Here is a 23155-nt window from a genome sequence, read left to right on the forward strand (position 1 = left end):
TGTTCACCTCAAATCATCCCAAAGAACTTCAATGCCTCTGTAATTGCCGCTTCCTTTTCTGGCGGACATTTCGGTTGTTTGGCATTTTCAGACTTTGGCTTGTTATAGTTCTCCCGCTCAATAATGCCATATTTCTGCTTAACCTGGGCAATGTAGAGGGAAGAAACCTTCAACCCGGTCTGCTGCAATACACGTTCTTTGATCTGCCCGTATGTAGCGTCATTCTGGAACCCGGACATATCCATATCCTCCAGCGAGAACTCCACACGAACCTTTTTGGAGTCGATTTCTCCCTTGGAAAGCAAGACAACCGTCTCCACATGGGCGGTACGGGGGAACATATCCACGGCCACGGCCTTCTGGGTGGAATAACCGCACTGGGCAAAACGGGCCAGATCCCGTGCCAGCGTGGCGGGATCACAGGAGACATAGACAATGCGCTGGGGAGCCATGGAGGCCACCGTCTCCACCACGTCCTCCCGCAGACCCTTCCGCGGGGGGTCCACACACACCACATCGGGGCGGAGTCCCTCCTGCGCCAGACGGCGGGCGGCCTCACCGGCATCTCCGCACAGGAAGCGGGCGTTGGTGATGCCGTTGCGCTGGGCGTTGGCCTGGGCGTCCCGGATGGCCTCCGGGACCACCTCGGCGCCGATGATGGAGCGGGCCTTTCCGGCCATGGTCAGACCGATGGTGCCGATGCCACAGTAGAGATCCAGAACGGTTTCCGTTCCGGTGAGGGCCGCAAATTCGGCCGCTTTGCCATAGAGGATCTCGGTCTGCTCCGGATTGACCTGATAAAAGGAGGGAACGGACAGGCGGAAGGTAAGTCCGCAGAGGGTGTCATCCAAAAAGTCATTCCCCCACAATGTGCGGTAGGAGTCACCGAGGATGACGTTGCTGCGCTTCTCGTTGACGCCCAGTACAACACCGATCAGGCCGGGCTCGGCGCGGCGCAGGGCCTGCACCAGCTCTTCCTCGTGGGGGACACTGGTTCCGTTGACCAGAAGGCAGAAGAGAGACTGGCCGCGGCGGTTGGTGCGGACATAGACATGGCGTACCAGGCCCTTGCCGCTCTTCTCCTGATAGGCGGGGATGCGGAAGGCGGTCATCCACTCCTTGGCGGCGGTGCGCAGCCGGGCGGCCGCTTCGCTCTGGAGAAGGCAGTCGGCTACATCGGTGACAGTATGGGTCCCGGCCTGATAGAATCCGATCCGGGGACCGGGACAGACGGGGAACTGTGCCTTGTTGCGGTAGCGCTCGGGATGGGCCGCACCTAAGATCTCCTCCACCGACAGATCCAGTCCGCCGATGCGGCGCAGAGCATCTTCTACCCGCTGGCGCTTGGCGGAGAGCTCCTCCGCATAGGTCATATGGCGAAAACGGCAGCCGCCGCACTGTGCGTCATAGGGACAGTCAGGAGTCAGCCGGTTGGGGGAGGGAGTCAGGACCTCCACCACATGGCCCCAGACCGCAGTGCGTCCCACCTTGTCCAGGTAGACCCGGCAGGTCTCACCCCGCAGGCCGCCCGCCACAAAGACGGCCGCGCCGTCCAGACGGGCGACGCCGGCGCCGTCGCTGGAATAGGCGTCGACAGTCAGTGTTTGTATGGTGTGTTCCATCATCCGATCCATGAGACAAGATACTCCTTCAAGGCAGAATAGGGGACGGGGATCTCCACGGGGCTGTTGTTGGCGCCCAGATCCCCGGATTGGAACCAGAAAACGAATCCATCCTTGGTCAGATAGAAGTTCTCCGGCTGAAAAGCGGCCTGGAGCTGTGCTTTCTCCACGCCCTGCTGCATCAGTCCGGCAGCCGTATCCGAGGCGAGAATATACTCCAGCGCCTGTTCCGAGGCGGCAATGGCGTCGGTAAAGCACTGGGTAAAGGTCAGCGAGGCACCGGTGGTCAGGTCAAAGAGCTCCCCCATACGGAAGACAGTGGGGTGCGCGGTCCCCTCCGAGGAGGCATAAAATTCCCGGGCAAAGGAGATGACCTGCTCATTCTGATAGAGGGAGGTGTAGGTCATTTCCTCTTTCATGGGCTGAAACGGAAGCCCGAGAGGACCGGAGAGCTCATAGTCACTGAGGGCGTCCTGGGCGGTGGTGGCGGTGGTATTGTCCAGAAGAGCCTGTCCCTCAGCGGCATACCAGGCGGAAATGGCGGCGAGGGCGGGGGACTCGGATTTATTTTCGAAATCCGGCAGAGTATAGGACACCGACAGTACGGTGGTGCCGTCGTCGGCCGTGTAGTCCTGGGTAAAGACCTGCTCGGAGAGAACAGGTGCAACATAGGTATAGGTGGGGGTGGGAGAGGGGGTGGGGGGAGCCGAAGGTGTGGGAACTGGTGCCGTGGAAGAAGACGGAGCAGGCGCTTTGGGAGAACAGGACACCAGGGCCAACAGCAGAGCGGTCAGCGGGAGAAGTGCGGATCGTTTCATACAGATCTCCTTTCCGGTGCGGCAAAGCCCGCACCTTAAGAGCGCTAGAATATCTTATTATACTCTTCATCTGAGCTGGCGTAAATGGGCAAAGCTTGCATATGGGGGAAAAGAGCAGTAAAATAAAAAATATAAAATAAATTAGGGAGGGACGGTCGCGATGGACTGGTGCAAAAAGGCGCAGGAATTTGGGTTTGAGCATGTGGGAGTGGTGCGTGCACAGGACCTGGAGTGTCTGCCGGAGGTGCGGGATATGTGTGCGGCAGGCCGGTGCGGGGCCTTTGGTACCCGGTGGACCTGCCCTCCCGGCTGCGGAAGTCTGGAGGAGTGCGCGGCCCGGCTGAAGGAATACGGGGAGGGCGTGCTGGTACAGAGTACCGGCATGCTGGACGACCCCTTTGACGCAGACACCATGATGGAGACAGAGCGGATCCACAAGGAGCGCTTTGCCGCCCTGGCAGAGGCGGCCCGGGCGGAGGAAGCCGACTGCCTGCCCCTGGGGGCTGGGACCTGCCAGCTGTGTGCTCAGTGTACCTATCCGGATGCGCCCTGCCGCTTCCCCCAGCGGGCGGTCATCTCCATGGAGGCCTTTGGACTGCTGGTATCCAGCGCCTGCGAGCGGGCCGGCGTACCCTATTACTACGGACCCAACACCATTACCTATACCAGCTGCGTTCTCTTTCACGGGAAGTGTGCGACAGATACGCCAAACGGCTAAAAGCGCAGCGCCAGTTTGCCGCCGCAGCGGCAGCGATAGCGCTCCGGGTGCTGGGTCAGGCGGGAGGCGCGGGAGCGGGGGAATTCCCGGCCGCAGGAGAGACAGACCACCAAGTGACGCACCGGCTTTTCGTCGGCAAGCCCCAGAGAACTGGGGAGTGCGGTGCGGGTGATGGAGTAGCCGTAAGCGGCATTCATTTGCCCAGCATAGCGCTGCCAGAGCGGCCCGTGGTTCTGGCAGCCGGGACAGGTATGGAGCAGCTCGTGGGCCAGTGTCTGGCGGATGGCCCACTCCGGCGCATCCAGAAGGCGGTGGGTCAATTCAATGTGGTATGCTCCGTCCCGAAAGAAGCAGCGGCCAAATCGGGTGAGTGCCCGGGTGTTGATGTGCACGTGGGGGACGATCTGAGCAGAGATCGGGATGCTCAGAGCATGTGCCTCCTGCTGTACCTGGAGCAGGAGCCTGTCAAATGGATGCAAAAGATCCCCTCCTTTTGGAGTATGATACCATGTGCTTCGGTGAAACAGAAGTGGGTAGAGGGATCCTTTTTTTCACACAGAAGTTAAATGAAACGCGTTGAAACGTATATGTTTCAACGCGTTTCATTTTTTGAAACAAATTGTGAAACAAAATGAAGCAATTGTTCCAAAGCGCAACTCCATAAAAAAATTGAAAACTTTTTGTTAAGAATTTCTGGGAGGAAATATAAGGACATTTTTTGAAAAGACACAGGATAATTTGTACAAAAAGCACCGAAAGAAAAAAGAGAAGTTTGAAAAAATGGGAGATTGGCACAGGCGTTGCTTTTTTATTTGGGCAGAATGAGGCCCGCGGGAGGGTCTTGACCGCCTGCAACTGCATCGGAGGAGGGTAATGTACAGTCGATATGCGGGAGCGGGCAAACTCCGGCGACTCCGCCGGACGGCTGGGGCCATAGGAGCACCGGCCGGAAGCAAGAGAGGAGAGATAGAACGTGGAGAAAAAGAAACTCAACACACGGGCACTGATCCCGGTAGTCACTGCCATTGTGGCCATCGTGTTCATTGCAGTCGGCATGATCGACTTTGGATTTTGGGACGCGGGTCCCACCCCTGGATTTTTCCCCATCATCATTGCGGTCGTCCTGCTGCTGGCCAGCATCGCCAGCTTTATCCAGGTGGCCCGGGATAAGGACGGGAAGGACGTTCAGTATAACCGTGCGGAGCTGATGGTCATTCTGGGCGCCGCCGGTATCATCATCGGCAGCATGGTGATCGGTCTGATCCTGAGCTGCCTGGTGTACCTGGTGCTGTGGCTCAAGCTGGTGGAGCATGCACCCTGGAAGCATGTGATCATCATTGAGGCCATTCTGGCCGCCATCATCATCGGCGTATTTGTGGTCTGGCTGCAGGTTCAGTTCCCCATGGGCCTGTTTGAGCTCTTCATGTAAGGAGGTCTGAAAAAGTATGGAAAACTTTGCAATGCTGTTTGCCGGATTTCAGACCGTTCTGGATCCCGTAAACATCGGCGCCTGTATGCTGGGCGCTATCCTGGGCCTGGTGGTCGGCGCCATGCCCGGTATCGGCAGCCTGGCCGGCGTGGCTCTGCTGCTCCCCCTCACCTATAAGTTCAATCCCACCACCGCGATCATCATGCTGGGCGCCCTCTATTACTCCAACATGTACGGCGGCTCCTTCAGCGCCATCCTGCTGAACATCCCCGGCGATACCCCCGCAATTACGACTGCCCTGGACGGCTACCCCATGGCCAAGAAGGGCCGTCCCGGCCAGGCTCTGGTGGCCGCCAACCTCTCCAGCTTCATCGGCGGCACCATCGGTATCCTGATCCTGACCATTACCGCCTCCGGTCTTGCCCAGGTGGGACTGATGTTCGGCTATGCCGAGATGACCGTGGTGCTGCTCATCGCCATGACCAGCATCAGCTGGCTCATCGGTGAGAACCCCATTAAGGGCATCGTCATCACCATGCTGGGCATTCTGGTGGCCAGCATCGGTATGGACACCCTCTCCGGCGTGCCCCGCTACGACTTCGGCAACATCTACCTGCTGGGCGGCATTACCTTTACTCCCTTTGTCATCGGCTGCGTAGGCTTTGCCCAGGTTATCAAGCTGGTCAATGAGCGCAAGGCTGACGAGGAAAAGCGTCATAGTGAGGAGCAGAAGGTGAAGCTCTCCATCCGTGGCAGCCTCCTCAAGGGCCACGATTTCCGCCGCATCCTGCCCCCCATCCTCCGTTCCGGTGTGCTGGGTACCTTTGTGGGCGTTCTGCCCGGCTCCGGTGCCACCACCGGCTCCATGGTGGGCTATGCCATGCAGAAGAAGTTTAAGAGCGAGGAGCCCATGGGCACCGGTGCCATTGAGGGTATCGCCGCCTCTGAGGCCGGCAACAACGCCGCTGCCGCCGGCGCCTTTGCTCCCCTGCTGGCCCTGGGCATCCCCGGTTCCGGCACCGGCGCCGTTCTGCTGGGCGGCCTGATGATGTGGGGCCTGAATCCCGGCCCCCTGCTCTTCGATACCAACCCTGAGTTCTGCTGGAGCCTGATCTCCTCCCTGTATCTGGCCAACGTGTTCACCCTGCTGGTGGCCATCCTGATCATCCCTGTGCTCATCAACATCTTGAGCGTGCCTGTCAAGTACATGATCCCCATCATCACCTGCGTGTGCATCGTGGGCGCTTACAGCACCTCTTACTCCATGTACGGCGTGGTCATCATGTTTATCTCCGGTATCATCGGTTACCTGCTGGAGAAGAATGGCTTCCCCACCGCCCCCATGCTGCTGGCCTTTGTTCTGGCCCCCATGCTGGAGGAGAACATGCGCAAGGCCTTTATCGCCTCTCAGGGCAAACTGGGTATCTTTGTCAACAGCCCCCTGAAGCTGGTCCTGCTGGCCATCTTCCTGGTGCTGGTTCTGACTCCCGTGGTCAAGAGCATCCTGCGCAAGGTCAAGGGCAGCAACACCAAGGCTGCGGTCTGATATTCTCTGGACGTATCCTATATCTATAAGAATTCATAAGGAGAAGATGAATCATGAATATGAAGAAGAAACTGCTCTCCCTGTCTCTGGCGGCCATGATGACCGTCTCTCTGGCGGCCTGCGGCGGTGCCTCCGACATCAATGAAAACGGCGAGTTTAACCCCACCAAAAATATTACCTGGATCTGCACCTCTTCCGCGGGCGGCGGCTCTGACCTCTTTACCCGCAAGCTCAGTGAGATTATGACCAACGAGAAGTTGGTCAATGACCAGACCATCGTGGTCTCCAATGAGACCGACGGCGCCGGTGAGGTGGGCCGCAACAAGATCGCCACCATGAAGAGCGGCGCGGACTACAATCTGCTGACCTTCAACTCCGGCGACCTGATGCCCATGGTGGACAACACCAAGAACCGCGCGGAGAACTTCCGGATCCTGGCCATCATGGCGGTGGATAAGCAGCTGCTCTTCACCAGCGAGACTGCGGCCGAGCACAAGACCGACTATGCCAAGGCTGGCGGCGATCTGACCGACTTTGGCGCTGCCATTGAGGCCGCCAAGAACGGCACCTATGTGGTCATCGGCGGATCCAAGGGCGACGATATCGCCACCTACAACGCCCTCCTGGAGGAGCTGGGCCTGACCCAGGATCAGATGGGCTACATCACCTATGACTCCACCGGCGACGCCATCACCGCTGCTCTGGGCGGCAACCTGGACTTCGTCATCTCCAAGCCCGCCGCCGCCTCCCAGTATGTGGAGTCCGGCGACCTGACCCCCACCCTGGCCCTGTCCACCGAGCGCTTCACCGGCAATCTGGCCGACGCCCCCACCCTCTCTGAGATCGGCGACTATGAGAACGTGGAGAAGCCCGTGTGGCGCGGCGTGGCTGCCCCTGCTGCTATGAGCGATGAGGCAGCGACCTACTGGAGCAACGTTCTGGGCCAGTGCGCCGAGAGCGAGGCCTGGAAGGAGTACCTGGAGCTCAACCAGCTCATCGACGAGTATAAGGCCACCGAGGAGGCCACCCAGTATGTGGCTGACTTCCAGGCTGACTACCTGGCTTCCAAGGAAGGTTGAGCCGAAGGCTAAAATATAGTATCATGGGAGCGGACCTGCGAGATCAGAGGGTTCGCTCCCTATTTTCTGTGAGTGCCCCGGCCGGTGGACCGGGGGGAATCAAAACGGATGGGAAAGGAGAGGTCTGATGGTCAATGTCATCGTATTTGTCCCTGCGCCGGAGATGCTCAAGCCGGTGGAACGCCTGGTGGAACGGATGCAGAGCGATGAGGTCCACATTGACGCCGTCCATTGCTTCGGCACGCCGGAGATCCTGCACCATCTGGAGCGCTATGACGTCATTGTAGCCCGAGGGATCACCTATGGAAAGGTCCAGGAACTCTATCCGGAAAAGCATGTGACCCACCTCAGCTTTGACGGGATGGATATCATGGGCGCGCTGCTCCAATGCCGGGAGGACTTTCACCCGAACCGGATCGGACTGTGCCTCAAACGGGAAGAGGTACAGAGTATTCTGGGCGGTTTGGAGGAATTGTGCCGGGCAAAGATCCGCATCTATGAGGTGACGGATGAGCAGAGTGCCATTCAGGCGGTGGACGCCTGTCAGAGCGACGGGATGGACGCCGTGGTCTGCGGCGGCACCGTCGGGCACATCTGCCAGGGCAGAGGGATGCCATATACCTATATCCACATTCGCTCCGAGACGCTGGAACATGCTCTGGTGGAGGCCAAGAATACGGCGATCAGCATCAATACAGAGCGGACCAAGAGCAATATCATCCGTATGATCCTGGATGGGAATGAGGACGCTGTGCTGGCCGTGGATGAGTCCGGCCGTATTCTGGAGGCCAATGACCAGGCCTACCAGCTCTACCATCTGGCCTTCGTGGCGGACTGGAAGGGACGGCGGGTGAGCGATATCCACCCGGACCTCACCTTTATTGGAAACCGGGAAAATCCCTGCCGGGACGGCGATGAGAATTTCCTCAATCTGTACGGGCAGCGCTTTCTCGTCAAATACAAGCTCATTTCCGGCGAGACCTCCGGTCTTGGAACGCTGATCACCACCCAGGCAGCGGATAAGATCTTGCAGGAAGAGCGCAAGATCCGCCGGGGCCTGCTCCAGAAGGGGCTGAGCGCCAAGTACTCCTTCCGGGACATCATCGCAGTCAGTCCCGCCATGCAGCACAAGGTGGAGATGGCAAAAAAATTCAGCCAGGCCCCATCCAACGTGCTGATCACCGGGGAGACCGGCACCGGAAAGGAGCTCTTTGCCCACAGCATCCATGCCGCCAGCAGCCGGGCGGGCCAGCCCTTTGTGGCGGTCAACTGCGCCACCCTGCCCGAGACCTTGCTGGAGAGCGAGTTGTTCGGCTATGAGCCGGGGGCCTTCTCCGGGGCGTCCCGGGAGGGAAAGACGGGCCTCTTTGAGCTGGCCCACCACGGGACCATTTTCCTGGATGAGATCGGGGAGATCCCCGTCACCCTCCAGGCCAAACTCCTGCGTGTGCTCCAGGAGCGGGAGATCCGTCGTGTGGGAAGTACGGCGGTCATCCCGGTGGATGTGCGGGTCATTGCCGCGACCAATGTCAATATCCAGAGCCAGATCGCCCAGGGGAAGTTCCGCAGTGACCTGCTGCACCGGCTCAACACCCTGGAGATCTATATTCCGCCCCTGCGGGAGCGGCCGGACGATATTTTGCCTCTGGTAGAGAGCCAGATCCGTGTGCTGGCGGCCGAGCAGGGAAAAAGTCCGCCTCTGCTGACGCCGCAGGCCCGGGACCTGCTGCGCCGCTACGCCTGGCCGGGCAATGTGCGGGAGCTGCGCAATGTCTGTGAGCGGCTGGTGGTGCTCAGCAGCGCCCAGGCGGTGGATGAGGAGGCCCTGCGGGATCTTCACCTCTTTTTCCCGGAGCGGGAGAGTCCGCGGACGGTGGAAGTGGAGCGGCCCATGCAGGAACCCATCACCTTCCAGATTCCGGTCACCATGAAGAAAAAGGACCTGGCCAAGGAGTTGGGGATCAGCCGTACTACCCTCTGGCGTATGACCAAGCGGCAGGAAGCCCTTCGAAAGCAGCAGGAGGAAAAGACACCCTGAGCCCTCCGGCGGCATACCCTGAGGAAGGAGGGGATGCCATATGCCGTCACAGAGACCGCCCGGATGCTGCCTGTGCTGTGTCCCGGGCCCGCCGGGTCCACAGGGGCCAGCAGGCCCGCCGGGTCCACAGGGGCCAGCAGGTCCGCCGGGTCCAACCGGCCCGACCGGCCCCATCGGGGCAACCGGACCAGCTGGCGCTGCCGGCCCCACCGGCCCTCAGGGGTTGTCTGCTTTTACGGACTATGCCCAGTTCTTGGTCAACCAGGGCAGCTACAGCGATGGGACCTATGTGCGCTTCCATGATTTTTTGCCTGGTCAAGGCACCTTTACACTCCAGAACGGAGATACTGTGCTGACTCAGCCCCGGCGGATTGCCTACTGCGCCTGTCATCTGGTGGCGCAGCTGCCGGCCGGGGGAAGCTGTGCGGTGATTCCGGTGACCGGTCTGGCGGAGGAGGATATGCTGCGTGCCGTGATACATGCTGCGGATGAGCAGCCGCTGTCCATGGGAACACAGTTTCTCTTTGTGGTGCCGGTCCAGACCGGAATGCGGTTTCTGGTCCGCAGCAGCGGGCCCGTGACCCTGGATGGCGCACTTTCTCTTTTTTCGGTCACAGAGTACTGAAAATCCCCCGGAGGTATCCTCCGGGGGATTTCAAATGAACATACGTTATCCAAACAGGGGCTGTGCGGTAAGCGTGGGGCCGTGCCCGCTTATGCCATAAAAGGCGTACTCATCTGCCCGCAGCTCTGAATGGGAGAGGAGCGAGCGGGCTTCGTCGGCCGCGTCAGGGGCGAGACGGACGGCAATGCCGCAGCTGGCCGAAATCTCCCGCAGGACCGGCATGGTCTGAAAGGAAAGGTGGCCTTTCAGGGCCCGCTGGGCCTGGATGGCCCCGCTGGAGGAAGAGAAGGTAATCAGACAGTAATCCATGACTTAGAGAGAGATCACCTTGCCCGCTTCCTGCATACGGGTGAGAATGTCATACATATTGCTGACGGTACCGGCGGCGAGCTGATCGGCGATCCCGTAGAAGTTCAGGCAGGTACCGCAGACCAGTACCTCCACGCCGCGGTCAAGCAGGGTCTGGAGGTGCTGGGCCACCTGCTCATCCCCGGCGGGCAGTTTTACGCCGGCGTTCATGAACAGGATGGAGCGGGGGAGATCGTCGGACTGGGCCAGCGTATAGAAAAACATCCGCATGAGATTGGTGCCGAGCTCCCGGTCACCGTCGCCAATGATGTCCCGGCCCACAAAGATGGCGTAGCCGGCAGAGGGAGCGGGCGCGCAGACCGGCTCCTCCGCAGAGGCAACAGGCAGGGAACCATTTTTCAAAAAGGACAGGCAGTAAGCCCCGTCCTTTTCCTCCACCGAGGCGTCAAAACCCTGGTTCGCGGCAAGACGCTGGAGGTTTCCAACGGCAGTGGTATTGTCCACCAGAACGGTGAACTGACTCTCGCCCGCGGAGATGGCCTCCTTGGCCATGAGCACCGGCATGGGACAGGCCTTTCCCTTGGCGTCAATGATACGAGACATAGTAAAATCTCCTTCAAATGGTTTCTTTTTGTGAAAAATATTATAGATTTGAAGCGGGAAACTGTCAACTGGAGTGGAACGGCAGGGGGAGAAGAAAGCGGTTTTCTTCCGGAAAAACCGGACTGGAGAGGAGCACTTTCCGCGAAAATAGAGGGATATGATCCCTTTATAAAAAAAATCAATATTAGCTTGCGTCTTTATTGAATAAATGGCGTGAAATGGACACTGGAAACTGTTGTGTCGGATACGAAACTTCTTGACAGGGGAAGCGCTTGGTTCTAAAATAGATTCGGTGTAATATTTTGAAAAACAAGAGGGGAAGTTTTTCGAATTTTGTGTGGATTGGCCAAAGGAAACCGATTCCACAGACATCATAACAACAAAAATTACAAATAAACTATATGGAGGTGTGTTCAAACCTTGATGCAGACAATCATTGCCTGTGTGATCACAGCCGTGGTCGCACTTGCCATAGGAATCCCCGCCGGCATTCAGTGGCGGAAAAACGTGGCCGAGAAGGAGATCTCCAGCGCGGAAGAGGAAGCCAAGCGCATTATCAACGAGGCCATTAAAGGCGCGGAAGCGAAAAAGCGCGAGGCCCTGGTGGAAGCCAAGGAGGAGATCCTGCAGGCCCGCAACGAGTACGAGCGCGAAGTAAAGGAGCGCCGTGCCGACCTGCAGAAGCAGGAGCGCCGGCTCCAGCAGAAGGAAGAGAACCTGGACCGCAAGACCGAAAATATGGAGAAGAAGGAAGAAAACCTTCAGAACAAGCTGACCGAGCTGGAGAATGCCCGGGAAGAGGTGGCTGTGGTCAAAAAGACCCAGATGGAAGTTCTGGAGCGGATCTCCGGCTTTACCGCGGAGGAGGCCAAGGCTTACCTCATCCATCAGATCGAGGATGATGTGACCCACGAGGCCGCCATGAAGGTCAAGGAGATCGAGACCCGCTATAAGGAAGAGGCCGACACCAAGGCCAAGGAGATCCTCTCGCTGGCGATTCAGCGCTGTGCGGCTGACCATGTGGCCGAGGCCACCGTCTCTGTGGTTCCCCTGCCCAATGATGAGATGAAGGGCCGCATCATCGGCCGTGAGGGCCGCAACATCCGCACGCTGGAGACCCTGACCGGTGTGGACCTGATCATCGACGATACCCCCGAGGCCATCACGGTCTCCTGCTTTGACCCGGTCCGCCGGGAGATCGCCCGCATCGCCCTGGAGAAGCTGATCCAGGACGGCCGGATCCATCCCGCCCGCATCGAGGAGATGGTGGAGAAGGCCAAGCGCGAGGTGGACGCCACCATCAAGGCCGAGGGCGAGCGCGCCGTGTTCGAGACCAATGTGCACGGCCTGCACCCCGAGCTCATCAAGCTCCTGGGCCGCATGAAGTACCGCACCAGCTACGGCCAGAACGTGCTCAACCACTCCATCGAGGTGGCGCATCTCTCCGGCCTGCTGGCTGCCGAGATCGGCGCCAATGTGGCGGAAGCCAAGCGCGCCGGCCTGCTGCATGATCTGGGCAAGTCCATCGACCACGAGGTGGAGGGCTCCCATGTCCAGATCGGCGTGGAGCTGGCCCGGAAGTACCGGGAGAATGAAAACGTGGTCCACGCCATTGAGGCGCACCACAACGATGTGGAGCCCCGGACCATCGTGGCCTGCCTGGTGCAGGCGGCCGACGCCATCTCCGCGGCCCGTCCCGGCGCCCGGAGAGAGAACCTGGAAAACTACATCAAGCGTCTGGAGAAGCTGGAGGAGGTCACCTCTTCCTTCCCCGGGGTGGAGAAGTCCTTTGCCATCCAGGCCGGACGTGAGGTGCGCATCATGGTCAAGCCGGATCAGGTGTCTGAGGATCAGATGGTTCTCCTGGCCCGGGACATTGCCAAGAAGATCGAGGACGAGCTGGAATATCCCGGACAGATTAAGGTTAACATGATCCGGGAGACCAAAGTCGTCGAGTATGCCAAATAAGCCGCGGCGGACAGTCGCTGCGGGACACCAGGCGGAGGCCCCGGCGGTAAACGCCGGGGCCTCCCCGCGCAGAAGGAGAAAATACTATGGCAGACACACAGGCAGTCAAGAAGGAGAATGAGCCGGAGGAGCAGGCGACCCTGGGGCAGAGTCTGTACAGCTGGCTTCAGGCAGTGGCGCCTGTCATCATCGGGATCGTGCTGGTCTTCACCTTTGTGGGACGGCTGACCCCCGTGGACGGACCGTCCATGGAACCGACCCTGTGGCATGGGGATATGATGGTCGTGCGTAGTCTGGGGTATACCCCCAAGCAGGGGGATGTGGTGGTCCTCACCAAGCCCTTTGAGAATATCACCGGGCCCATTGTCAAGCGTGTCATTGCCGTGGGCGGACAGACGGTGGAGATCGACTATGCGGCCAATACGATCTATGTGGATGGCGAGGAGATCCCCCAGGACTATATTCTGGAGCCCATGGAGCAGAAATCCTGGCAGACCATCTCCACCATTACGGTGCCGGAGGGAGAGGTCTTTGTGATGGGAGATAACCGCAATGTCTCCAATGACAGCCGAAATCCCGATCTGGGTACGGTGGATACCCGCTATATCCTGGGAAAGGCGGAGCTGGTCCTCTTCCCCTTTGGAGATCTGGGACTGATTCGCTGAGCCACAGAATCATTCATCCATAAAAGCGGCAGAGCGTCCCCGGAGCCATCGGCTCCGGGGACGCTTTCTTTTCCGATCCGGGACGATGTTGCCAGTTTTCGTGCCATCCGCTATAATAAAAACATATTTGTTCCACGCAATTGGGCATGGCGGAAAGGCGGGAATGCAAGGTGGAGTGGAAGGGGAAAGAGAAGAAGATCATGCCATGGGAAGGCCGGGTGACCCTGGTTTCGGGTCTGGTGCTGGTGCTTCTTCTCGTCGCGTTCGTATTTATGACCATTCTGAACACCTATCGTCTGATGGAGCAGTTGGAGCAGATCTCCGAGCATCCCTTCCGGGTGCTGGACTCCGCCTCCATCCTGCAAAATGACCTGGAGCGGATACAGTTCTATACGGAACGCCTGCAATATAACAACGATCCCGACATGGTGGCCGAGGTCCGTGAACAGATCGAAACGATCTATTTGGAGGTGGAGGAGCATCTTCAGATAGTGGAAGAGCGCTATCTGGGAGAACATTCGGAGGTTGCCGCCCTGCGCGAGCAGCTGGAGCGGCTGAAAACAGCCAACGAACAGCTCTTCCAATATGCCGCCGCAGAGGAGCGCAGCGAATCCGAGATCGTTGCTTTCACACAGCAGGAGATTACATCCAGCCAGGCCGAGATGGAGGAGATCCTCTCGGGCATCATGGACTATGCCAGAGACCGTTTTGATTACTATTATAGCGCGGCGGGAGACATCCGTACCGAGGGTACGATCTTTGTCATCCTTATTACGGCCGCAGTGGTAGCGGTATTGAATTTTTACCGCACGCGGATCCGCCGTCAGACCAGAGAAATCCTGCGGCAGAACCGGCTCTTTGATCTGCTGGGCAGAACCGTGGATACCGTCTTCTTCATCAGCTCTCCCAGAAGCGGCCGGGAGGACTATATTTCCCCCAATGCGGAGCGCATTCTGGGCGTACCCGTGGAACAACTGATGAAAGACCCCTATGTCCTCAGACCCTATATTACCGAGAAGGAGCGGGAGAGCATTGCGGCCGCGCTGAAAGACGGCGGGGAGAGCTGCTGGAAGAGCACCGTGTGTTACCGCCATCCTCATACCGGTGAGGACCGGGATCTGTTGATTCAGGTCTACCGGGTATCCGGTGGAGAAAAAGAGGATGAGCCCCAGTATATCACGGTCTTTACCGACGAGACCCAGCTGCTGCGTACCCAGCGGGAGCTGGAAGAGGCCACCGCCCGGGCGGAGCAGGCCAGCCGGGCCAAGAGTGAGTTCCTCTCCCGCATGTCCCATGAGATCCGCACGCCTATGAACGGCATCATCGGCATGACCCTCATCGCGCTGCAAAAATCCGATGACCGGGAAAAGGTGGTGGAGTGCCTGCGGAAGATCAGCATGTCCTCCAAGCACCTATTGGTGCTCATCAATGATGTGCTGGACATGTCCAAGATCGAGAGCGGAAAGCTGGAACTCAAGCGGGAGCCCTTTGATCTCCGGCGGCTGCTGGAAGGCGTGGCGGATCTGGCCTATGGACAGGCGGCCCAGCGGGAGATCACCTTTGGAATGCAGCTGGTGGGGGATATGGACGAGCAGCTCATCGGCGATTCGCTCCGGGTGAACCAGATCCTGATGAATCTCCTCTCAAACGCGCTGAAATTCACGCCGCGGGGCGGAAAGGTTGCTCTGCGTGTGGAGCTGCTGGAGAGCAATGTCCAGACCCAGCAGATCCGCTTTGAAGTGCAGGACACCGGGTGCGGCATCGCGGAAGAGAACTTTGGAAAGATCTTTGAGACCTTTGAACAGGAGAGCGCCGGAGTGGCCCACCAGTATGGCGGGACCGGCCTGGGCCTTGCCATCTGCAAACGCTTTGTGGAGATGATGGGGGGCCGGATTGGGTTGAGCAGTACCCTGGGGAAGGGGAGCACCTTCTTTGTCCACATTCCCTTCCAGCGTGTGGAGAGTGCCGGTACACCGCCGCGGGAGGAGTACCGACAGCTGCGGGCTCTGGTGGCAGATGACGATCTGGAGAGCTGTGAGCACATCGCCCTGCTCCTGCGCAAGCTGGGCGCCCGGTGCGACTGGGTGGACAACGGCTATGAGGCCCTGGCCCGGGTGGAGCGCGCCCGGGATGAGAGCGATCCCTACGGTCTGGTGCTGGTGGATTGGAAAATGCCCTTCCTGGACGGCGTGGAGACCGCTCGCAGACTGCACGGAGAGGCCCCGGAAACGGCGGTCGTACTCATCACGGCCTTTGATGAGGATGAGGTGCGGGAGAAAGCAAAGAACGTGGGTGCCCGGGATGTACTGAACAAGCCGGTATTTGAGTCGGCTCTGGTGGACCTGCTGGACCGGCTGTGGTCGGAGCGGGGGGCCTTTCCGGCCCGGGAAGAGGGCCCGGCCGACTATGATTTCCGGGACAAGTGCATCCTGATCGTAGAAGATAACGATTTGAACCGGGAGATCGCCGTGGAGCTGCTGGGACCATCCGGCGCCCGGCTGGAGACGGCCTGCGACGGCCAGGAAGCGGTAGAGCGGTTTGCGGCCTCCCGTCCGGGACACTATGATCTGATCCTGATGGATGTGCAGATGCCCCGGATGGACGGATATGCGGCCACCCGGGCCATCCGCGCCATGGAGCGACCCGACGGAAAGTGCATCCCCATTCTGGCCATGACGGCGAATGCTTTCTCTGAGGATGTGGAAAAGAGCCGGGAGGCCGGGATGAACGGGCACATCTCCAAGCCCATCGACCTGGCTGAGGTGTACCGCACTCTCTCTGCTGCGCTGGGCGGCGGAATGTGAACGCCCCTTCCGGGAAGAATGAAAACTGTGTGCCTTTTCAATTGCTTTTTCCCACGTCATGGTGTAAAATGAGGAGAAATCAGACTTGAAAGCGCTGCGATTGCCGCGTGAAAGGAGACTTCCGCATGGACGAGCGTATGCAAGAATTCCTGGACCGAACGAAAGCGGCGGCGGCCACGATGGGAACAGCAGCCCAGGCGGCGGCGTGCTATGCCGGGAAAAAGACCGGGGAAGCCCTCGGCGCGGCCAAACTGAATATGAAGGCGCTGGAGTTGGAGCGGGAGTGTAAGGGCCTGCTGCGTGACATCGGAGAAAAGGTCTATGAGTCTCTCCAGACCGGGGAAGACCACAGCGATTTTCTGGAGGAGCGCATGGAAGAGCTGGAAAAACGCTACGCCCAGATCGAGCATCTGCGGGAGCAGGCTGCCGCGCTGCGGGATGTCAAGGTGTGCCCGGCCTGCGAAAAGCACTGCGGTTTACAGGATCGATACTGCAAACACTGTGGAGCGGTTCTATAAGAGACCAACCAACACAATCAAGAGGGGAGGACGCCGGACGGAAGTTCCGTCCGGCGTCCTGTTCCCCCATCCATTAGGAGGACTTGAACGATGAACTATACCTTTGCACAGTACCAGGAGAGCGCCGACTACATCCGCGGAAAGATCGGAGATTTTAAGCCCCAGGTCGCCATGGTGCTGGGTTCCGGTCTGGGCTTTATGGGCGATGTGGTGGAAAATCCCATCGTGGTCTCCTACCGGGACATCCCCCACTTTAAGGCGTCCACCGCGCCCGGCCACAAGGGCCAGCTGGTCTTCGGCACCCTGGAGGGACGCCGGGTGGCGGTCATGCAGGGCCGGATGCATCACTATGAGGGCTACTCCTACGAGGAGGTGTCCTATGCCGTGCGGGTGCTGCGTCTGCTGGGCTGCGACACCCTGGTGGTCACCAATGCCGCCGGCTGCGTGAACATGGACTGGAAGGCGGGCGACCTGATGCTCATCACCGACCAGATCAAGATCTTTATGGAGTCTCCTCTGCGCGGCGAGAACCTGCCTGAGTTCGGCGTCCGCTTCCCTGACGCCTCCAAGCTCTACACCCCTGCCCTGCGCCAGGTGGCCCGCAATGCGGCCAAGAATCTGGGCATCGAGCTGAAGGAGGGCGTATATATGTACTTCCCCGGCCCGCAGTATGAGACCCCTGCCGAGGTTCGGTTTGCCCGCATCGCCGGGGCCGACGCGGTGGGCATGTCCACCGCGCCCGAGGTCATTACGGCCGGCCACTGCGGCATGCAGGTGCTGGGCTTTACCCTGCTGTCCAACATGGCGGCCGGTATTCTGGACCAGCCCCTGAGTGAGCAGGAGGTGCTCGAGGCGGCCGAGGCCTGCAAGGATAAGTTCTCCCGCCTGGTGCTGGAGTGCCTGAAGCAGATGTAAGGGGGCGCGGTATGAAGACCCTGATTTCCAATGTCCGTGCCGTGCTCATGGATGCGGCAGACACCGTTCTCTCCGGCGCCTTTGTGGCGGTAGAGGACGGCAAGATCTGTTCTGTGGGCACCCAGCGCCCCGACGGTCCCTTTGACCGGGAGATCGACGGTGGCAACAACGTCCTGATGCCCGGCTTCGTCAACGCCCACACCCATGTGCCCATGACGGCCATGCGTGGCTACGGCGACGGCAACAACCTTCAGGACTGGCTGGAGAAGTATATTTTCCCCACCGAGGCCAGATGGGATGACCGGGCGGTAGCATGCTGCACCGATCTGGGCCTGGCTGAGATGATCGCCTCCGGCGTGACATGCATTGCCGATATGTATATGCGCACCGGGGTTATCGCCCAGCGGGTGGCCCAGTCCGGCATCAGCGCCAATCTGTGCTGCGGCGGGGTGCTTTTCTCCGATACCTTTGACCCGGAGACCGACCATGAGTGCCAGGTGCAGCGTGCCCTGACCGAGGAGTGGCACGGCTACAACGACGGCCAGATCCGGATCGACGCCTCCATCCACGGGGAGTACACCTCCCGGGCCGACCTGTGGGAGTGGATGGCGGCCTATGCCCGGGAAAAGGACCTGGGCATGCACGTGCATATCTCTGAGACCCGCACGGAGCATGAGGCCTGCAAGGGGCGCCATAACGGCCTTACGCCCATCCAGACCCTGAACCAGTACGGCGTGTGGGATACCCGGGCCATCGCGGCCCACTGTGTCTGGACCACCCCTGAGGATTGGGCCATCATGGCCGAGAAGGGGATCTCGGCCATTCACAATCCCATGTCCAACCTGAAGCTGGGCTCCGGCATCGCGCCGGTGTCCGCCATGCAGAAGGCGGGGGTCAACGTGGCACTGGGGACCGACGGCGTCTCCTCCAACAACTGCACCGATCTCTTTGCGGAGATGAAGCTGGCGGCCATTCTCCAGAACGGCGCCAACTGCGACCCGCTGGCCGTTCTGCCCGCACAGGCCCTGCGCATGGCCACCGCCAACGGCGCCGCCGCTCTGGGCCGCAAGACGGGGCGCATCGAGGCGGGCTATGACGCCGACCTTATCCTGATCAACTTTGACGCGCTCAACCTCACGCCCTGTCACGACGTGATCTCCAATCTGGTCTACGCCGCCCGTGGATGCGACGTCATCATGAATATGGCTCGCGGTCAGGTCATATACCAGAATGGTGAGTTCCTCACCATCGACATTGAGCGGGTCAAGCGGGAGGTCCAGGACTACGCCCTGCCCCTGCTGTTCCAAAAGTAAGGGGGAGAACCGTTGTCCAGTCAGCAGAAAAAAAATACCTTTTTCGGCGGTGTGGCCGTGCTGATGGTGAGTACCATCATCATCAAGGTCATCGGTGCCATTTATAAGATCCCGCTGGGCATCATCCTGTCCGATGAGGCCTACGGCGATTTTGGCGCGGCCTACAACATCTATTCCTTTTTCCTGACGATCTCTACCGCAGGACTGCCCGTGGCCCTCTCCAAGACCGTGTCGGAGGCCAATGCTCTGGGCCGGTATAATCAGGTGCAGAAGGTCTTCAAGGTGGCCTTCTTTGCCTTCCTGACCATGGGCCTGTTCAGCTTTATCTGTATGTCGGTCTTTGCGCTGCCCGTGGCCACCTATGCCCTTCAGAACGAGAAGGCCGTGTGGTGTGTGGTGGCCCTCTCGCCGGCGGTGCTCTGTACCTGCTGCTGCTCGGCCTTCCGGGGCTATGCCCAGGGGCATATGAATATGATGCCGACGGCCATCTCCCAGGTCACCGAGAACCTCTCCAAGCTGATCATCGGCATGGGGCTGGCCCTCTTCATCGGCTCGCTGGCCATCCAGCCCGCCGATCTGGGCGACCGGATGATGGCGGTGGGCGCCATCGCGGGCGTGTCGGTGGGCAGCATCCTGTCGGTCTTTTATCTGTTCTTCAACCACCGGCGCACCAACCGGCTGCGCCCCGGTCCCTTTACCGACCGGGCGGACAGCTCCAAGGTGATCCTGGGGCGGCTCCTGAAGCTGGCCATCCCCATCACCATCAGCTCTTCCACCAGCGCCATTGTGACGCTCATTGACACCAACCTGGTCAACGGACAGCTTCAGAATGTGTTCCAGAGCATCCAGGACGCGGGGCCCACGGTCACCGAGGGCGTGCGCGGACTCTTTGACATCGGCAACAAGGCGGTCCTGATCCTCCAGCAGAACATGCAGGCTGCCCTGACCGATCCCAGCGTGGTCCCGGTGCTGGACTCTGCCCGCGGACTGTACGGCGCCTATCAGAAGTGTATGAGCATCTACAACCTGCCCTTCAATCTGATGGTGCCCCTCACCGCCAGCATCATCCCCGCCGTGTCGGCGGCCCGTGCCCGCCGCAATGACCTGGAGGCCCGGAAGGTCTCCGAGTCGGCTCTGCGCTTTGCCGCGCTCCTGGCCCTTCCGGCCGGCGCCGGACTCTTTGTCCTGGGTGAGCCCATCATCCGCCTGCTCACCGGCGGCAGCACGGACTACACCATTGCCGGTCCTCTGCTGTCCATCCTGGGACTGGCGTCCATCTTCGTGTGCGTGCAGCTCATTGCCACCTCCATCCTGCAGGCCAACGGCATTGTGAACCTGCCCATCGTCACGGTGGTGATCGGCGGCGTGGTGAAGATCCTGGTCAACTATACGCTGGTGGGCAACCCCAACATCATGATCTACGGCGCGCCGGTGGGCACCCTGTGCTGCTTTGCCATTGCGGCAGTGCTCAACCTGCTCATCATCAAGGCGCGGGTCCCCAGCGCACCCAGCTATACAAAAGTCTTTGTGAAGCCGGTCATCGCGGCGGCCATTATGGGCGGCGGCGTATGGGCAGTCTACGGAATGATGGAGCGCATCCTGGGCGGCGATCAGCTCGGCTTCCTGGACAATGCCGTGGCGGTGGCCGTGGCCATCGGCGTGGGCGTGGTGCTCTATCTGGTGCTGGTACTGGCCCTGCGTGTGATTTCCAGGGAAGATTTGGAACTCATGCCCAAGGGAGAGAAACTTGCAAAGATTCTGCACATTCATTAAAATGAAGTGTGGGAGCTGTTGCAGGAGGAATGAAAATATGGTAGATTTTGAATACAAGCAGCACTATACGGTAAAAGATTTAGAAGAGATCGTGCGCATCCTCCGGGCCCCCGGAGGATGCCCCTGGGATGCCGAGCAGACCCACGAGTCCATCCGCCGCAACTTCCTGGAGGAAGCCTATGAGGCGGTGGAGGCCATCGACGAGGGCAGCGCCGAGCACCTGCGGGAAGAGCTGGGAGATGTCCTGCTCCAGATCGTTCTCCACGCCCGTATGGAGGAGGAGCAGGGACGCTTCGACCTGGACGGTGTGGCGGATGGGATCTGTCAGAAGCTCATCTACCGCCATCCCCATGTCTTTGGGGATGTGAAGGTGTCGGGCACCGGGGAGGTCCTCTCCAACTGGGAGGATCTCAAGCGCAAGGAGAAGGGCCAGAAGACCAACACGGATGCCCTCTCTGCCGTGGCCCGGAGCCTGCCCGCCCTGTGGCGGGCCGAGAAGGTCCAGAAGAAGGCGAAGAAGGCCGGATTTGACTGGCCGGATGTCTCCGGTGCGCTGGACAAGCTCTCCGAGGAGATCGAGGAGCTCAAGACCGCCGTGGCCGAGGGCTCCAACATCGAGGAGGAGCTGGGGGACCTGCTCTTTTCCGCAGTCAATGTCTCCCGTTTTGTGAAGGTGGACACGGAGCAGGCGCTCACAAAGGCCACCGATAAATTCATCGACCGGTTCCGCAAGGTGGAGGCTCAGGCCAAGGCCGAGGGACGCCCCATGGAGGAGATGTCCCTGGCGGAGCTGGACGCGCTCTGGGAGCGCGCGAAACACGCATAAAAGCGGGAGACTTCCGGCCCAGAGAGGGAACGGCGCGATTCGCGCACCTGGAAGCCGCTTTTAGGATACAGGGTGAAACCCGCCCGCAACAATGCACAGGAGGAAAAAACCATGAATAAAACTGAACTCATCGCCGCCGCTGCCGAGAAGTCCGGCCTGTCCAAGAAGGATACGGAGAGCGCTCTGAACGCTGCCATCGACGTCATCACTGCCGCCCTGACCGAGGGCGACAAGATCCAGCTGGTGGGCTTTGGTTCCTTCGAGGTGAAGAACCGCGCCGCCCGTACCGGCCGCAACCCCAAGACCAAGGAGCCCATTGAGATCCCTGCCTCCAAGCTGCCCATGTTCAAGCCCGGCAAGGCCCTCAAGGACGCTGTTTCCAAGTAAGCATTGAAACGGATCGCGGCCCCGGGCATCTGCCCGGGGCCGCTGTGCAGCTGGAAGAGGAGGTATGCGGATGCGTCTGGACAAATGGCTGAAGGTCTCCCGTCTCATCAAGCGCCGTACCGTGGCCAATGAGGCCTGTGACAACCAGCGTGTCACAGCCAATGGCCGCCCCGTCAAGGCGTCTTACGACGTGAAGGAGGGGGATGTGCTGGAGCTGCGGTTTGGAGAGCGCACCGTAAAGGTGCAGGTCCTCACCGTGGCCGAGCACGTGGGGAAGGCCGATGCCCCCGCCATGTACCGGGAGCTGTAAGAAGCGCACCAGAAACAAAATATCCCGCTCCGGTCGCACCGGAGCGGGATATATTTTTTTACTTTCGGCCGCCGCGGCGGGAACCACGCTTGTCCATATAGCGCAGTTCGGAGAGCTTGCTGTCCGAAGCCTGCATGAACTGCTTGAGGCGATCCTCAAAAGAAGTGGGCTCCTGGGGAGCCGCACGGCGGAATCCGGCGCCTCCGCCGGCCGCCCGGGGGGCGCCATTGGGCCGTCCGCCGGGACGGGGACCACCGGCGGGACGGGGAGGAGGATCCATAGCCTTCTTGATGGAGAGATTGATCCGGCCGTTCTCGTCGATCCCGATGACCTTGACCTTGACCTCCTGTCCCTCCTTCAGATGGTCCTTGACATCACTGACATAGGAATAAGCGATTTCCGAGATGTGGACCAGACCGGACTTGTTCTCCGGCAGGGACACGAACGCACCGAACTTTGTGATACCTGTTACTTTACCTTCCAGAATCGAACCAACACCGAACTCCATACTGACTGAAATATCCTCCTTTAAGTTAAAACGGGGACACAAGGCCCGCGTCAGTCGGTGAACAGGATGACCTGATCGCCGGGAGCAGCCAGCCCAAGCTTGGTGCGGGCCATGTCAGCCTGACGGTCGGGATCGTCGCTGTTGTCTACGGCGTCCTGCAGATCGGCGTTGATCTGAAGCTGAGCATCCCGCTCCGCCTGCAGTGCGTCCCGCTCCGCCTGGGCGCTGAGAATCTGGGTGCGCAGATTGAGCAGTGCGCTTGCGGTGACCACCAACAGGGCAAACACGACCAGTTTGGTCAGAAATCCCGCCGGTTTTGTCTTCATGGGCTCCGCCCCCCTTTCGCTGCGCGGCCCCGCGGGGCACGGCATCATCCATTTC

General features: G+C 59.9%; 23 protein-coding genes. 16 read left to right on the forward strand and 7 right to left on the reverse strand.

Annotated elements, in window-relative coordinates; genetic code table 11:
• Positions 1 to 8: 8 nt before the first annotated feature.
• Entirely contained in the window at positions 9 to 1634 is a 1626-nt protein-coding gene (rlmD, locus tag INF37_RS10630; RefSeq protein ID WP_193538243.1) for a 23S rRNA (uracil(1939)-C(5))-methyltransferase RlmD, read from the reverse strand.
• Positions 1622 to 2440 carry a DUF3298 and DUF4163 domain-containing protein gene (locus tag INF37_RS10635; RefSeq protein WP_193538245.1) on the reverse strand — a complete coding sequence of 273 codons (819 nt, stop codon included), beginning with the start codon at positions 2438 to 2440 and terminating at the stop codon, positions 1622 to 1624. The genes rlmD and INF37_RS10635 overlap by 13 nt, the downstream gene beginning before the upstream one ends.
• Before the next feature lie 160 nt (positions 2441 to 2600).
• Here INF37_RS10635 and INF37_RS10640 point away from each other — a divergent pair, with 160 nt between their 5' ends.
• On the forward strand, positions 2601 to 3158 hold the full coding sequence (locus tag INF37_RS10640) for a DUF2284 domain-containing protein (protein WP_101691526.1): 558 nt from the start codon (positions 2601 to 2603) through the stop codon (positions 3156 to 3158).
• On the opposite strand, the gene INF37_RS10645 is transcribed toward INF37_RS10640, so the two are convergent.
• Entirely contained in the window at positions 3155 to 3637 is a 483-nt protein-coding gene (locus tag INF37_RS10645) for a SprT-like domain-containing protein (protein ID WP_193538247.1), read from the reverse strand. The genes INF37_RS10640 and INF37_RS10645 overlap by 4 nt on opposite strands.
• Positions 3638 to 4131: 494 nt before the next feature.
• Here INF37_RS10645 and INF37_RS10650 point away from each other — a divergent pair, with 494 nt between their 5' ends.
• The 5 genes from INF37_RS10650 (at position 4132) to INF37_RS10670 (ending at position 9875) form a co-directional block, all read left to right on the forward strand.
• Positions 4132 to 4587, forward strand: coding sequence for a tripartite tricarboxylate transporter TctB family protein (locus tag INF37_RS10650; protein ID WP_328821072.1), 456 nt, complete (start codon positions 4132 to 4134; stop codon positions 4585 to 4587).
• Positions 4588 to 4603: 16 nt separating this feature from the next.
• Positions 4604 to 6133, forward strand: a complete 1530-nt coding sequence (locus tag INF37_RS10655; RefSeq protein WP_101691524.1) for a tripartite tricarboxylate transporter permease — start codon at positions 4604 to 4606, stop codon at positions 6131 to 6133.
• Positions 6134 to 6186: 53 nt separating this feature from the next.
• Positions 6187 to 7212: a Bug family tripartite tricarboxylate transporter substrate binding protein gene (locus INF37_RS10660; protein WP_235964303.1), complete on the forward strand. Its 1026-nt coding sequence runs from the start codon at positions 6187 to 6189 to the stop codon at positions 7210 to 7212.
• A 127-nt stretch (positions 7213 to 7339) separates the two neighbouring features.
• Positions 7340 to 9250 (forward strand): sigma 54-interacting transcriptional regulator, encoded by a 1911-nt coding sequence (locus tag INF37_RS10665; protein WP_193538249.1) that lies wholly within the window; start codon positions 7340 to 7342, stop codon positions 9248 to 9250.
• Positions 9251 to 9473: 223 nt separating this feature from the next.
• Positions 9474 to 9875, forward strand: coding sequence for a hypothetical protein (locus INF37_RS10670; protein WP_235964304.1), 402 nt, complete (start codon positions 9474 to 9476; stop codon positions 9873 to 9875).
• 45 nt (positions 9876 to 9920) lie between these two features.
• On the opposite strand, the gene INF37_RS10675 is transcribed toward INF37_RS10670, so the two are convergent.
• On the reverse strand, positions 9921 to 10184 hold the full coding sequence (locus INF37_RS10675; RefSeq protein WP_193538253.1) for a DUF3343 domain-containing protein: 264 nt from the start codon (positions 10182 to 10184) through the stop codon (positions 9921 to 9923).
• A 3-nt stretch (positions 10185 to 10187) separates the two neighbouring features.
• Positions 10188 to 10787, reverse strand: coding sequence for a sulfurtransferase-like selenium metabolism protein YedF (gene yedF, locus INF37_RS10680; protein ID WP_193538255.1), 600 nt, complete (start codon positions 10785 to 10787; stop codon positions 10188 to 10190).
• A gap of 423 nt (positions 10788 to 11210) precedes the next feature.
• On the opposite strand from yedF, the gene rny reads away from it, so the two are divergent.
• The 10 genes from rny to INF37_RS10730 all read left to right on the forward strand — a co-directional run bounded on the left by rny (position 11211) and on the right by INF37_RS10730 (position 22266).
• Positions 11211 to 12755 (forward strand): ribonuclease Y, encoded by a 1545-nt coding sequence (rny, locus tag INF37_RS10685; protein WP_101691518.1) that lies wholly within the window; start codon positions 11211 to 11213, stop codon positions 12753 to 12755.
• An 86-nt stretch (positions 12756 to 12841) separates the two neighbouring features.
• Positions 12842 to 13420 carry a signal peptidase I gene (gene lepB, locus INF37_RS10690; protein WP_101691517.1) on the forward strand — a complete coding sequence of 193 codons (579 nt, stop codon included), beginning with the start codon at positions 12842 to 12844 and terminating at the stop codon, positions 13418 to 13420.
• Between the two features lie 200 nt (positions 13421 to 13620).
• Positions 13621 to 16224 (forward strand): response regulator, encoded by a 2604-nt coding sequence (locus INF37_RS10695; protein WP_193538257.1) that lies wholly within the window; start codon positions 13621 to 13623, stop codon positions 16222 to 16224.
• A 125-nt stretch (positions 16225 to 16349) separates the two neighbouring features.
• The gene (locus tag INF37_RS10700) at positions 16350 to 16742 is read left to right on the forward strand and encodes a hypothetical protein (RefSeq protein ID WP_101691515.1); all 393 of its coding nucleotides are present in this window, start codon (positions 16350 to 16352) and stop codon (positions 16740 to 16742) included.
• 90 nt (positions 16743 to 16832) lie between these two features.
• Positions 16833 to 17657, forward strand: a complete 825-nt coding sequence (locus tag INF37_RS10705) for a purine-nucleoside phosphorylase (RefSeq protein ID WP_101691514.1) — start codon at positions 16833 to 16835, stop codon at positions 17655 to 17657.
• An 11-nt stretch (positions 17658 to 17668) separates the two neighbouring features.
• On the forward strand, positions 17669 to 18970 hold the full coding sequence (locus INF37_RS10710) for an amidohydrolase family protein (protein WP_101691513.1): 1302 nt from the start codon (positions 17669 to 17671) through the stop codon (positions 18968 to 18970).
• 12 nt (positions 18971 to 18982) lie between these two features.
• Positions 18983 to 20743 carry a putative polysaccharide biosynthesis protein gene (locus INF37_RS10715; RefSeq protein WP_101691512.1) on the forward strand — a complete coding sequence of 587 codons (1761 nt, stop codon included), beginning with the start codon at positions 18983 to 18985 and terminating at the stop codon, positions 20741 to 20743.
• A 37-nt stretch (positions 20744 to 20780) separates the two neighbouring features.
• Entirely contained in the window at positions 20781 to 21569 is a 789-nt protein-coding gene (gene mazG, locus INF37_RS10720; protein WP_186963935.1) for a nucleoside triphosphate pyrophosphohydrolase, read from the forward strand.
• Between the two features lie 72 nt (positions 21570 to 21641).
• Entirely contained in the window at positions 21642 to 21956 is a 315-nt protein-coding gene (locus INF37_RS10725; RefSeq protein WP_328821073.1) for an HU family DNA-binding protein, read from the forward strand.
• 70 nt (positions 21957 to 22026) lie between these two features.
• Positions 22027 to 22266, forward strand: a complete 240-nt coding sequence (locus tag INF37_RS10730) for an RNA-binding S4 domain-containing protein (RefSeq protein WP_101691509.1) — start codon at positions 22027 to 22029, stop codon at positions 22264 to 22266.
• A gap of 58 nt (positions 22267 to 22324) precedes the next feature.
• On the opposite strand, the gene INF37_RS10735 is transcribed toward INF37_RS10730, so the two are convergent.
• Both INF37_RS10735 and INF37_RS10740 read right to left on the reverse strand, forming a co-directional pair.
• The gene (locus INF37_RS10735) at positions 22325 to 22774 is read right to left on the reverse strand and encodes a S1 RNA-binding domain-containing protein (RefSeq protein WP_193538259.1); all 450 of its coding nucleotides are present in this window, start codon (positions 22772 to 22774) and stop codon (positions 22325 to 22327) included.
• Between the two features lie 50 nt (positions 22775 to 22824).
• Positions 22825 to 23100, reverse strand: a complete 276-nt coding sequence (locus INF37_RS10740) for a septum formation initiator family protein (protein ID WP_180956719.1) — start codon at positions 23098 to 23100, stop codon at positions 22825 to 22827.
• Positions 23101 to 23155: the final 55 nt, after the last annotated feature.

This window comes from Pseudoflavonifractor gallinarum (assembly GCF_014982855.1).
Classification (GTDB): Bacteria; Bacillota; Clostridia; order Oscillospirales; family Oscillospiraceae; genus Pseudoflavonifractor_A; species Pseudoflavonifractor_A gallinarum.

Bases quoted from the DNA above. Each gene is read 5' to 3' on its own strand.
- rlmD (WP_193538243.1), bottom strand. From the start codon at position 1,634: ATGGATCGGATGATGGAACACACCATACAAACACTGACTGTCGACGCC.
- INF37_RS10635 (WP_193538245.1), bottom strand. From the start codon at position 2,440: ATGAAACGATCCGCACTTCTCCCGCTGACCGCTCTGCTGTTGGCCCTG.
- INF37_RS10640 (WP_101691526.1), top strand. From the start codon at position 2,601: ATGGACTGGTGCAAAAAGGCGCAGGAATTTGGGTTTGAGCATGTGGGA.
- INF37_RS10655 (WP_101691524.1), top strand. From the start codon at position 4,604: ATGGAAAACTTTGCAATGCTGTTTGCCGGATTTCAGACCGTTCTGGAT.
- INF37_RS10660 (WP_235964303.1), top strand. From the start codon at position 6,187: ATGAATATGAAGAAGAAACTGCTCTCCCTGTCTCTGGCGGCCATGATG.
- INF37_RS10665 (WP_193538249.1), top strand. From the start codon at position 7,340: ATGGTCAATGTCATCGTATTTGTCCCTGCGCCGGAGATGCTCAAGCCG.
- INF37_RS10675 (WP_193538253.1), bottom strand. From the start codon at position 10,184: ATGGATTACTGTCTGATTACCTTCTCTTCCTCCAGCGGGGCCATCCAG.
- yedF (WP_193538255.1), bottom strand. From the start codon at position 10,787: ATGTCTCGTATCATTGACGCCAAGGGAAAGGCCTGTCCCATGCCGGTG.
- rny (WP_101691518.1), top strand. From the start codon at position 11,211: ATGCAGACAATCATTGCCTGTGTGATCACAGCCGTGGTCGCACTTGCC.
- lepB (WP_101691517.1), top strand. From the start codon at position 12,842: ATGGCAGACACACAGGCAGTCAAGAAGGAGAATGAGCCGGAGGAGCAG.
- INF37_RS10695 (WP_193538257.1), top strand. From the start codon at position 13,621: ATGCCATGGGAAGGCCGGGTGACCCTGGTTTCGGGTCTGGTGCTGGTG.
- INF37_RS10700 (WP_101691515.1), top strand. From the start codon at position 16,350: ATGGACGAGCGTATGCAAGAATTCCTGGACCGAACGAAAGCGGCGGCG.
- INF37_RS10705 (WP_101691514.1), top strand. From the start codon at position 16,833: ATGAACTATACCTTTGCACAGTACCAGGAGAGCGCCGACTACATCCGC.
- INF37_RS10710 (WP_101691513.1), top strand. From the start codon at position 17,669: ATGAAGACCCTGATTTCCAATGTCCGTGCCGTGCTCATGGATGCGGCA.
- mazG (WP_186963935.1), top strand. From the start codon at position 20,781: ATGGTAGATTTTGAATACAAGCAGCACTATACGGTAAAAGATTTAGAA.
- INF37_RS10730 (WP_101691509.1), top strand. From the start codon at position 22,027: ATGCGTCTGGACAAATGGCTGAAGGTCTCCCGTCTCATCAAGCGCCGT.
- INF37_RS10735 (WP_193538259.1), bottom strand. From the start codon at position 22,774: ATGGAGTTCGGTGTTGGTTCGATTCTGGAAGGTAAAGTAACAGGTATC.
- INF37_RS10740 (WP_180956719.1), bottom strand. From the start codon at position 23,100: ATGAAGACAAAACCGGCGGGATTTCTGACCAAACTGGTCGTGTTTGCC.